Raw genomic sequence first — 10961 nt, 5'->3', positions numbered from 1 at the left:
TGGCCGCTCGATCCACACCAGCCGGACGAGGTATGTGAATTCTGCGATGGCACAGGAGCCACCCCATGACCGTCCGCGATGAGCTTGAGAGGGTGATCGAAAATGTTCGTCTAGGTGACGATAGTAACGAAGCCGAAGACTATGTCGTCGGGCAAGACAGCGCCTTCTACTTCATCCTTGACCACGGCCCCGCGCTGTTGGAGGCGGTGGTGGATGCGGAGCGGTGGCGTAAGGTTCGCAACGCGCCGATTGGCGTGGCTGGCACTCCATGTATTGCCGTCCCATCTGGCCCGAAGCATGGCGAGTACGCCAATGGCGAAGATGCCGATGCCGCCGTGGATGGTATGCCATACCCGGAACCGTCCACATTGACCATCGACTCCATCAGGGAATTGATCGTGCCTTTCGAGATTGCGCACAACATATGTGGTCCCGACACGGAGTACGCAAAGGGATACGGCGACGCCTGCGGGGATATCGTTCACTCGGTGACGAATGCCATCGACCGCGCTCGCGGGGGTGGGGAGTGAAGCTGAAGACAATGATGGCTATCGAGTGTGGCGAGGTGTTCCCGCTATTCGATGGTGGGGGCGATGCTATGCCAGCGTTCGAACACGACGCCGCAGCGGCCCATGCGCTGATGATTGCGATGGATGAGCAGCAATTGATCGCTTATCGACTGGCCGTAGCTGCCATCAAGCGGCGAGCCGACGAGATTTTGGCGGAATGGGGCTACCGGGAGGAACGATATGAAACCTTGTGACGCAAACACGATGAAAAAAATCCTGAAGCTTGATCGCGACAACATCGGCTCCGGCGACTACTGGATTTTGGTAGACGGCGAGACGGTCTACTTGTCCGAGCAACGCAAGGGATGCGACCTCACGGCCGCTATCGCCATCCCGAAGGAGCACTTCGACAAGCTGATCGACTTCTATAACGCGGATCAGGCAGAGGAATGACATGGGTGCTGCCGAAGACCTAAACATCAGCGGCAAAGACTGGCTGACCGTGGACGAGGCCGCGCACTACTGCGGCGTATCTATCAGCCAGTTCAAGGCCCATGCCCTCGCCTATGGACTGACGCCCAGGCGCTTCATGGGAAAGCAGCTTTACGAGAAAGCCGAACTCTACACCGCAATTCGAGAATCTGACCCGTGGCGACAATCTACTGGCGCGGCGACCGCGCCTACCTCAACTGGCGGCAGAATGGCAGGCAGGTCAGGCTCAGCCTTGGGAAGATTGACGCCCGAGAGGCGGAGAGAATTCGTTCCGCGAAAGAAGCCGAACTCACCCACGGAGTAACGATCCTCTCCAAGACGCAGACTGTATCGAAATATCTTGAGTGGTACTTGGAGTGGTACGCAGCCGAGCACCCCACGACAGTGACGAAAGCCAAGAGTGAATTCAAGAAGTTCATCAAGGAATTTGGAGGTCGGCCCATCGACTCGATTCGCCCCGTCGAGGTCGAGGACTTCAAGCGCAACCGTCTCCGTAAGGATGGTGCCGCTCCCGAGACAGTCGGCAAGGAACTCCGCAGGCTCAAGGCCGCGTTCCGCCGAGGGGTCGAGTGGAAGGAGATTGACAGCCATCCGCTGGAGTACGTGAGGGCCCCTAGGGGGGCACGCAGCGTGGCCGTCAAGTTCTACGCCGCCGCCGACATGAAAGCGCTCTACAAGGCCAACAAGATCAGGGCCCCTCTATGGGCGTTCATGGCTCACACCGGTATAAGGCGCGGGGAAATGTGCAAGATGAAGCTCGCGGACGTCGTAGACGGCAAGCTGAGGGTCGAGTCGGACCCGGACGAATCAGGGGATGGCCGTACCAAGTCGGCTAGATGGCGTGAGATTCCGCTCAATGCCAAGGCAAAGAAGGCGCTGGCGAAGCTGGCCAACCCGCCCGTGAGCGTGCACAGGGACACCCTGTCCGACTGGTTCGCCAAGGACGCCAAGGACGCCAAGATCGGCGGTACGCTGCACCGCCTGCGGCATACCTTCTGCGCCCACCTGGCCATGGCTGGGGTGCCCCTGAGGCGCATCCAGATCCTGGCCGGACACAGCGACTACAAGATCACCGAGCGCTATGCTCACCTGGCCCCGGGTGGGGCTGACGGGGCCGTCGCTAAGCTGAAATTTTAGGCTGTGCTTGCTGTGCTCAAACCATGGCCGAATACGTCGAAATATGGACTTTGCCACTCTAGAAAACGGGTTCAGATGGTGACCCCGGCCCGATTCGAACGGGCGACCTTCCCCTTAGGAGGGGGACGCTCTATCCAGCTGAGCTACGGGGCCATGCGCTATGCAAGAACCCTCATTTTGCCTTGCGATGCGTCTCGCGACTAGTACCCGCCCCAACGGGTCGAGGCAAGGCTGAAAATATCATAGAAAGCATTCATCGCAACCGTGGCGTCCGGATCGGCGCATCGATTCAAATGGACACGCTTGTTCCCCGGTCCTACCATGAGGTCGTCACTTCCACGGGCAACCGGACAGCCCGGAAGGTGCAAAGCGCAACACGTAACCTGGCGATAAGGATATCCCCATGTCATCGGCAAACCAGAACGAGACAAGAGCGAAGACGTTTGAGAACGTCATTTTCTTCAGGGTTTACCTAGATAGCGTAAGCGAGCAGGCGAAGACGACGAACGTCTACAGGAATGGTAGGCAGCAGTGTCGCATCAGAGTTGGCTATATAGCTGTCGACGCCAATGAGAACCAAGTGCTTGTCGACGACTCGCAAGTGCGCCTTATTTTCTATACAGGCGGAGTCAAGATATGGCACGGAAACGATTGGAGCAACGGCGCAACATGGTACTCGTCTTTCACAGATCGAGGGTATACCTGGACGCCAAACGACATGGCCGAAGCAAAGGCACTCCAGGACGATATCGACAAGGTGCTATCTGAAAACATCAATGTTCGCAGCCTGACAATGCTCCGGCCCGGGGGAAAACGTCGCATTCAATCGCTCACTTCCGAGGCACCCGAACATAGCTGGGATCCGGCTTTTTTTGAAGCCATGGTCGAGGAAACCAGAATCCGCGCAGCGGCTGATCAATCCACGCACGAAGAGAATGAGAGTCGACTGGTTGCTGGCTGCGTTAACGGCGTCTCCCCTGATGCGAACGACAAGCCAATCATCATTGAACGGCACGGCAGGCAATATAACGCACAGACAAAAATCTTCTACCTCTCCAGTCTCAACGACTTTTCTGAGGATATTGCAGCAGAACTCGCATCGGCAGGCAACAATAAGTGGTTCATGACGAACCATATAAACGTAGACGACGACGACGGAATGGGCAATGGACGCGGGCAATTCAACTCAAAGGTCAGCGTCAATCCCGTGACGCCGCCGTCGTACCCGATCGACTATTTTGGCGACTTCCTGGAGCGGAGAGACGACCACTACGTCCTCCTGGACACCTATGTATGGTGGGGCAGCAGTCATCAGATGCGAGCTACCGAGCAATACATCCACCTGAAGGTGGCCGGCGTGTACAAGAAGTTGTTACGCATCGTCAGCCCTGACATGACCATGGTTTGTCTCTATTGGGACGCGGGCGACGTCGGCGCGGAGTGGAGTTATTCCTACGCGGGTGAGCCCGGAAGTAGCACGCTGTGGCACGAGGTGCAGACCATTGGATACTTCACAGCTGGCGGCAGCCGCATATTCAACAGTAATGACCTGATCGGCTGGATGGGCGGTCGTATTGTAAGAAACCAAGATGGAAAAGTTACGATCGGGCAGATCATGAGCAACCAGCACTTGCAAATTGACGACTGGAATGGCCGGCACCGGTCGAAGAACAGCGTAAACCTTGTCGTGGAAGACGAGTTTGGAAATTTTCACAACCTGAGGCTTTATCTCCCCACCGGACACTACAATTTCAACTATGTCGCGCTTCAGAAACGATAGCCATACCCTAGACGCGGCCTAGAAGAATGGCTTGATGACCAATAGGAGAATCGGCATGGAAAAGCCCGAGCCAAGGGTTCAACTACCCTCACGACGCATCGTGAAGACTGAAGTCCAACTCGTTCATACCCGACTCTACAGCAACGATCGGCAGCAGATCCGGTTAGGTCTTTACATGGAGGCAGAGGAGGGTGGCCTTCCTGTCGAACTCACCGAAGAAGAGCTCGGCACCCTCCGCATCATTGACTACGATGATGACAGGAACACTGTGCCCATGTCGGACGATGGCCCCGCCCACTACCACGGTTGGTCATCCCAGCGTGAACATCGCGGTTACGATTATTACCAAGGTCCAGGAAGAAGTCGTCTGAAGAAGGGCAGCACCGCCTCCGGCAGGCGTGCACGTGCCGGCAGGACCCAGTACCTATACCTCTCCGCGAGGAACGAGGCACGCACCTTTCCTCTGAGGCCGGCGTTTTCCATCGTGATCAAGAACGCGACTTTCATCACCACAGGAGCGTACCTCGACGCGACCGGCAACAGGGAAAGATACCCGGAAATCGACAGCTATGGTCATGAAGTACTGGAGGCCGAGGCCCCTAAAATATATAGCGCCGGCGATTTCACGCTGGACCAGGATACCTATACACCCGCGATCTTCGACCGGGAAGTCAGACTCATGCTCCGGCCCAACGGCGGCAACACGCTCGGTATTCGACATCTCGTATGCGAGCCGGCTGGCATGATCCACTGGGAGCACACGCTTCCGGGCAACTCGGTGGCCTATTTCACTGGATATGCCAGACCAGGGGAGACGGCGTTGGAATGGCATCCCGGAATCCACCCTGGGTCGACCCCCCGGCCCGAGCATATTTCGGGCCCCGTGCAAGACATCGGCACCATCATGGTCTGCGGGCGGAATGATCTTATGTTCAACGGGTTGGCACCGCGAGGGCCGATCCTCGTGAGGGTCATCGACGCCTACGGCAGCGACCAGACGTGCCGGGTGAGCTTCGTGCCCGGCGTCGACAAGGATGCGCAACTCGTGACGTCATAACCAAGCACGTCGACAACCTAGCGCGACCCCGCAAGGAAGCACCTCCATGGTCGAATCAGGCAAGACAGCGAGTCCGTTTTCGACGGGCGACTTGTACTCCACGGCGTTCGGCTTTTACAGCCGCATAAGCAGTTCGGTCGACCCCCGGACAGGTACTTTCACGGCCAAGGTCGACCTGAGTACCGGCAAGGGCAATCGGCTGCGCGGACCACGCTTCGAGTTTCGCCTCGTCTACAACTCGCTGGACACGCGCGACGAGGGGTTCGGCGAAGGTTGGCGACTGGGGGTGACCGAGCTGGATACCCGGGCGCTCATGCTGACGCTGTCCGAGGGCGACCAGCATAAGGTGACCGGCCTGTCGCCGGATGAAGATGCGACGTTTCCCGACCGAAAGTTGGACAGTTTCTCGCTTCGGCCGGGCCCCTACCTGCTTACGGCCGACGTAACCCATGCAACCGGCGTGGTCGAGCACCTCGCCCGTCCCGGTCCGGACGCGCCGAGCAGCCCACTGCGCACGACGCGCATCTCCAGCCCCAATGGCGACACGATCCACCTGGAGTGGGACCGCGACCTGCGTGGCAACACGTGTCTTGTTCGCGTCTTTGATGAAACAGACAATACAGACTTGCTGACCGTCAGCTACGGAACTGAGACCGAGCCGGAGACCATCACGCTTACGCTCTACACCGGCCTCGCCTCCCCCGTTACCGTACGGTTTATCCGCGAAGGTTACGCGCTACGCCGTATTGCCGTTCCACTCATCATCGACCTGAACGACGAGCCACTGATTGACGACGAAGACGAAGCCGTATGGGAGTTCATATATGTCCCCACGCTCGACGCACCAGTCATGCACTTGCTCGAGCGTGTCGTCTCTCCGGACGGTACACGCGACGAAGTCACCTATATCGAACGGGCCCTGCAAATGCCGCCGGGGGCGCCTCGTGCTTACATGCCGGCCGTATCGACCCATATGCGGCTACAACATCGTACCGGGACGGTCCTGCAGGCGAGTAGCTACGACTTCAACCGCCACGGGGGCCGGAATTACTTTGGCTACCCGGTCGTCAGGCAATGGGAGGACAGGACCGATCAACTCCTGCATTGGGGCGGCTCACCATTTGAGTACGGATCAAGGCAAATCCTGTCCGACGGCGACACAGAGCTAAGCATCATCGACCGAACCTTTAACCATTTCCACCTCGCTACGAGCGAGACCACCACACGCGGATCCATCGTGCGAGAAGTCGTTATTACCTATGGCACGAACCCGGATCTGTCCTTCGATGACCAGCCTAAGGCATTCCAGTTTCCGCACAGGGCAACCACAACTGTCTACGATACGCGCGACCCTGAAGTGAAGCAGATCACAGTCGTGGACAGCACTTACGACAACAACGGCCACTTGCTTTCGCGTCATGACAGCGGCAACGGCATCACCGAGGTATCCGTCTACTATCCGATTGAAGGTGAGGGAGACCTTTGTCCGCCCGATCCGCTCCACATCGTGACCCGGCTGAAGAGTCGGACGACGTATCCCGGTCCAGGCGGCGGCCCGGTGCTCAACACCCTGTATCACTACTGTGAAGTACCTGTCGTGGCGGGCACTGTCGACTATATCGATGGACGCACCGTCTACGTGCAGGCTTGTGCTGAAATCCTCTCCCAGGAAGGCATCACGACCCCGCTGGTCCAGCGAACTCAATCGTTCTTCACCGACCAGAGTTCGCAGCACGGCGCGGTTTCAACAAGGACGCGCACGCAGGACGGCCTGACGGAAACCAGCTCCTACATATATCGATTGGACATCGCTTCGGGCACCGTCACCACCGAGACTGAGCGCCGCACGCATGATGGCATCATCCTTACGTCGTCGGAAACGAAGCTACTCGTCAGTGGCCTCGGGATATCCTCAACCGATGAATTCGGCAACCGCACCGACTTCGAGTACGACGATCTGGGGCGGATGACGCGAAGGATCGAAGCACCCGACGCTCCGGACTATCGGACGGAAAACCAATGGAAATACCAGCTATCGATGACGGAACGCTGGATACACCGCATCGGTGTCATGGGCCTGTCGCACCGCACATGGGTGGATGAGCAGTACCGCGTCGTCCGTCACGAACAACCGCTCCCTGATGGACAGCTGATGACAGTACGCGAGGTGACGTACGACACCTTCGGCCAACCTACCGTCGATCTTGCGCAGGACCTGCTGAACTCCAAGATGCTGATCCTGCGCAAGACCACGGTCTATGACGACTGGGGTGAGCCAGCGCGGGTGTCCGAAACCGATGGAAGCATCACCATCAGCGAGCGCGGCCTCGTCGATGACGATGGCGACGTTGTGCTGCGCACCACTCAATGGCGCGAGACGTCGACTGGTCAACGCATCGGTGGCTGGCAGAGCGCCGACACCAATGCGGCAAAGCAGTTGCGCCGCCGGCGAGCCGGTTGGTGGGACGAAGATGAACCGATCGCCGGTACGATGGAGAGCTGGAACTACGACGGATTAGGCCGCTGTGTCGCGCATACCGACACCAGAGGTCTTGTGACGCAACAAGGATGGGATGCATTCGGCCGCCTCGTCTCCACGGCACTGCCCAATGGCGATGTCATCGGCCGCACTTACGCCGCAGGACACGAGAAGGACCTGGTCGCCACAATAACCATCACACCCCTGGATGGTGAGCAGGTCATCCTTGGCCGGCGCGAACACGACGGTCTTGGAAGGCTGATAAGCGACGCAGCCGGCAGCCTCGTTCGCCACTTCACCCATATACCTCGCCAGATGAACCCCGACACACGCCGGCTTCCTGGCGGCGGAACGATCAAGTCCACGTACGACAGGCGACTGAACGAGGTGCTGACGAGTGAGACACTCGTTGGCCATTCGGAGCCACTCCTGGACGTCACCTACGACCACCAACGCCGCCTGCCGAAATCCGTCGCCGTACAGGGCAACTCTATGGCGATTGGCACCGACTACCTCGGACGCATGACCCAGCAAGATGTGACGCTCTCCGGGGAGCCTGCGCGCCACAGCCAGGCGACCCTCTCCCCGGGAGGATTGACCCTCACCGTCACTGGCGTGGACGGTGTGGTGCAAACGCTCGACTATGACGATGCGGGGCGTCTCGCTACGCAAACCGATCGCGACGCGGTGGTCGCGTTCACCTACGATGCACTATCGCGAGTTGAAAGCCGAACCACCGCCGCCGATCACGACGCGGCGCGGACGATCGAACAACGTTTCGCCTATGACGATCTGGGTCGCGTGGAGAGAGTGACGTGGACATACGAGGGAAACGCCGCAAAGACGCGTCGCTCGCTCGTTCTGAGGTACCGCGAGGACAACAAGGTCATCCGTAAGCAGTGGCTCGGGGAAACCGATGATCAGCTGCTGCGGGAAGAAGCCATGGACTACGACTCGCGGGGCCGCCTCATTCAACACGAGATCGTTTCCGCTGCCGACGTTGAGCATCCGGTGGACGAAGCCGGCAATCCCTATCGCTTGCAGACTTTCACCCACGACGCCCTCGACAATCTGCTGAGCGTGACGACCACGCTCGCCGACGGCAGGATCAATACCACGACATATACCTATGACTCTGTCGATCGTGACCGATTAATCGGCGTCGGCAATACCCTTCCCGGATACCCCGGACACGGATTGCCGGTGCGCCTCATGTATGACGACAACGGCCATCTCATCGATGACGGGAGCGGCCACACGATGATCTGGGACGACTCGGGCCGCCTCTCCTCGGTGACCCTGCCCAATGCCACGGTGCTGCGCTACAGCTACGGCGCGAATGGCCGAATTGCTCGCGTGGAGCGCCCTGGCAGCAGCACCGCACGCTATGACCGGGGCGGCGCCCTTTACTGCGAGTTCACGGGCAACGACCAACGGCGCTTCATTCGTGCCAACGGCGCCGTCGTCGCCGAAACCCGTCTCGCCAACGCGGTACGCAAGACCTGGCTCCTTGGCGCAGATCCCCAAGGCTCCGTGCTCGTCGAAGGCACGCCCGACGTCTAATCAACACTCCTGCAGGAATCCCGCGCAATGGACCCCGTCTCCAACACCTTGCACATACTCGCCCTCGCCACCCGTAGCTACGGTGCGTACGGCCAAAGCGGCATCGGCGTCGATGGTGCCCGCGCGGGCTTCGCAGGTGAAATCGGCGAAGCCGAGCTTCCTTGGTATCTCATGGGCGAGCGCTTTTACGTGCCGTCGCTGAGACGCTTCATCAGCCCCGATACGGCCAGCCCTCTCGACATCGGCGGCCTGAACCGGTACGCCTACTGCAGCGGCGATCCGATCAACCGCATCGATCCGAGCGGCGAGGACTGGCTAGATTGGGTGATAATCGGCGTTGGACTGGCGGTTTCAGTCGTCGCCCTCGCCGCATCCGGTGGCGCGCTGCTCGGCGCGGTGGGCGCCAGCGTCTCGGGCTTGGCCGGCGCGATGGGAGCCGCCGTCAGCACCCCCACCATGGTCACGCTTGTGGCGGCCGTCGCCCTCGATACTGCGGCCGTGGTGGCGTCGATCGGCGGCGCGGTGGCGCACCACAGGGGCGACGAGAAGGCGCAGGAAATCTTCGGCGTGATCGACATGGTCTCCAGCATTGCGAGATTGGGAATCACGAGCAAGGCCAAATCACTCAGCAAGTGGGGCGTTTCGGACAAAGCCATTGCCGTGTTTGGGTACCGTAAGGCCATTCTTCAAAGCGTTGAGTTCGTCACCGATCTCGCCATGGAAATAAAAAACGCATTGAACGGTCAAGCCCTCACCTCCAGCGAAGATGAGCAGGGGGGAACATCGTCCGTGCGCGCGGATTCGCCCCAAGCCAGGAGCGATACCACCGCGTTCGCGGCAACCGAGCGTTCAGCGCGCGCGAACGACTCCATGTCGGGCATCGGGGCCGGCGTTGCGGAACCGGGGCCTGCACGCGGCTCCGTCGATGCTCCATTTCGATCCGATGGTGAAGTGCCTCCCGACCTTGGTCTCGGCGCTTCCAATCTAGGTGGACTCCCGGGGTACCAAGTGGAAAATCCGTTGGGAAATTTACCCCGGGAGGTCGAGAAATGGATTCGCGAGAGCAAGAATCAGGACTCTGCCGACCGATCCGACGATCGCACGTTCGCCATCCAGGTGTCCCATCCGCCCATCAACAGGCTCTAGCGAACTCAGGCGGACGCGAACCGCAAGAAGCCGACTGTCCCAGACGCGCCGCCCGGCCCATCCGCAGGATGATTCACCCCATCCAGCACCGGCACCTCGGCAAAATCGAACGGGCTGATACCCTCGAGGCACGCTACGTTGACACCGTACTGCGCGGTGTTCGACCGCCGCTGGTGGAACGTGTAGATGCCGCATTTCGAGCAGAAGTAATGCTTCGCCGTGCCCGTGTTGAATTGATAGACGCTCAGCACGTCCTGGCCTTGTTCAATCGTGATCCCCCCGAGATCGGCGGACACCGCGATGGCGCCGCGCATGCGGCAGTACGAACAGTTGCAGCGACGTGCGGTACGCAGGCCGTCCGTGAGCTGGACGGTGAAGCGGACGCTGCCGCAATGGCAGGAGGCACGGGAGCCGGTGATGTCGGGAAGCATACGGTCGGCCGTCGGGGAGGCCTCCGGATTCTAGCCGCTCCTATCGGACCACGGACAAGCGCCTGGGCGGTAAGGGCGGCACGCGCGCGGGACGCTTCGCGTCGCTTCCGAAGGGACGCCACACGCCGTCCGCGCCCTCGACGCCAATGCTCGTGTCGCCACCTTCCGCCGCGGCCCGGTTCACCGCGGCGCGCAAGGCCTCGAACCGGGAGGCGAAGCGTCCGATGGCGCGACCTTCCACGCGAACCGTCCAGGCAGCCCCTTCGTCGGGCTGGTAGGGAATCTCGTAGACGCGGGTCATAGTGGCTCCGCTTTCGATAAGTTCAGGCGCAGCATGGACTTGCACGCGTCGTTGCAAGGTCTTCGG

At 59.9% G+C, this 10961-nt stretch carries 10 protein-coding genes and 1 tRNA gene; 8 read left to right on the top strand and 3 right to left on the bottom strand.

What is annotated here, in order from left to right; translation table 11 throughout:
• The first annotated feature begins 65 nt into the window (after positions 1-65).
• The 4 genes from ACQKIE_RS12075 to ACQKIE_RS12060 all read left to right on the top strand — a co-directional run bounded on the left by ACQKIE_RS12075 (position 66) and on the right by ACQKIE_RS12060 (position 2138).
• Positions 66-530, top strand: a complete 465-nt coding sequence (locus tag ACQKIE_RS12075; RefSeq protein ID WP_427459339.1) for a hypothetical protein — start codon at positions 66-68, stop codon at positions 528-530.
• The gene (locus ACQKIE_RS12070) at positions 527-763 is read left to right on the top strand and encodes a hypothetical protein (protein ID WP_427459337.1); all 237 of its coding nucleotides are present in this window, start codon (positions 527-529) and stop codon (positions 761-763) included. The genes ACQKIE_RS12075 and ACQKIE_RS12070 overlap by 4 nt, the downstream gene beginning before the upstream one ends.
• A 10-nt stretch (positions 764-773) precedes the next feature.
• Positions 774-962: a hypothetical protein gene (locus tag ACQKIE_RS12065; RefSeq protein WP_427459335.1), complete on the top strand. Its 189-nt coding sequence runs from the start codon at positions 774-776 to the stop codon at positions 960-962.
• 195 nt (positions 963-1157) lie between these two features.
• Positions 1158-2138 carry a tyrosine-type recombinase/integrase gene (locus tag ACQKIE_RS12060; RefSeq protein WP_427459333.1) on the top strand — a complete coding sequence of 327 codons (981 nt, stop codon included), beginning with the start codon at positions 1158-1160 and terminating at the stop codon, positions 2136-2138.
• Positions 2139-2214: 76 nt separating this feature from the next.
• Here ACQKIE_RS12060 and ACQKIE_RS12055 read toward each other — a convergent pair.
• Positions 2215-2291: transfer RNA gene (locus ACQKIE_RS12055), tRNA-Arg, on the bottom strand.
• Positions 2292-2541: 250 nt separating this feature from the next.
• Between ACQKIE_RS12055 and ACQKIE_RS12050 the strand changes: the two genes are divergently transcribed.
• From ACQKIE_RS12050 to ACQKIE_RS12035, 4 genes are read left to right on the top strand one after another with little or no spacing between them, the layout of a single operon-like run.
• On the top strand, positions 2542-3918 hold the full coding sequence (locus ACQKIE_RS12050; RefSeq protein WP_427459331.1) for a hypothetical protein: 1377 nt from the start codon (positions 2542-2544) through the stop codon (positions 3916-3918).
• A 55-nt stretch (positions 3919-3973) separates the two neighbouring features.
• Positions 3974-4975 carry a hypothetical protein gene (locus ACQKIE_RS12045; RefSeq protein WP_427459329.1) on the top strand — a complete coding sequence of 334 codons (1002 nt, stop codon included), beginning with the start codon at positions 3974-3976 and terminating at the stop codon, positions 4973-4975.
• A gap of 46 nt (positions 4976-5021) precedes the next feature.
• Positions 5022-9017, top strand: a complete 3996-nt coding sequence (locus tag ACQKIE_RS12040) for a hypothetical protein (RefSeq protein WP_427459327.1) — start codon at positions 5022-5024, stop codon at positions 9015-9017.
• Between the two features lie 27 nt (positions 9018-9044).
• Entirely contained in the window at positions 9045-10163 is a 1119-nt protein-coding gene (locus ACQKIE_RS12035; RefSeq protein WP_427459325.1) for an RHS repeat-associated core domain-containing protein, read from the top strand.
• A gap of 5 nt (positions 10164-10168) precedes the next feature.
• On the opposite strand, the gene ACQKIE_RS12030 is transcribed toward ACQKIE_RS12035, so the two are convergent.
• On the bottom strand, positions 10169-10594 hold the full coding sequence (locus ACQKIE_RS12030) for a GFA family protein (RefSeq protein WP_427459323.1): 426 nt from the start codon (positions 10592-10594) through the stop codon (positions 10169-10171).
• 40 nt (positions 10595-10634) lie between these two features.
• A complete protein-coding gene (locus ACQKIE_RS12025; RefSeq protein WP_427459321.1) occupies positions 10635-10895 on the bottom strand; it encodes a DUF2188 domain-containing protein in 261 nt (86 codons plus the stop codon).
• Positions 10896-10961 lie beyond the last annotated feature (66 nt).

It is taken from the genome of Luteibacter sp. NPDC031894 (assembly GCF_050273135.1).
GTDB lineage: Bacteria > Pseudomonadota > Gammaproteobacteria > Xanthomonadales > Rhodanobacteraceae > Luteibacter.
The sequence above is the reverse complement of the archived record's forward strand: the minus strand, read 5'-3'. Positions and strand labels throughout refer to the sequence as shown.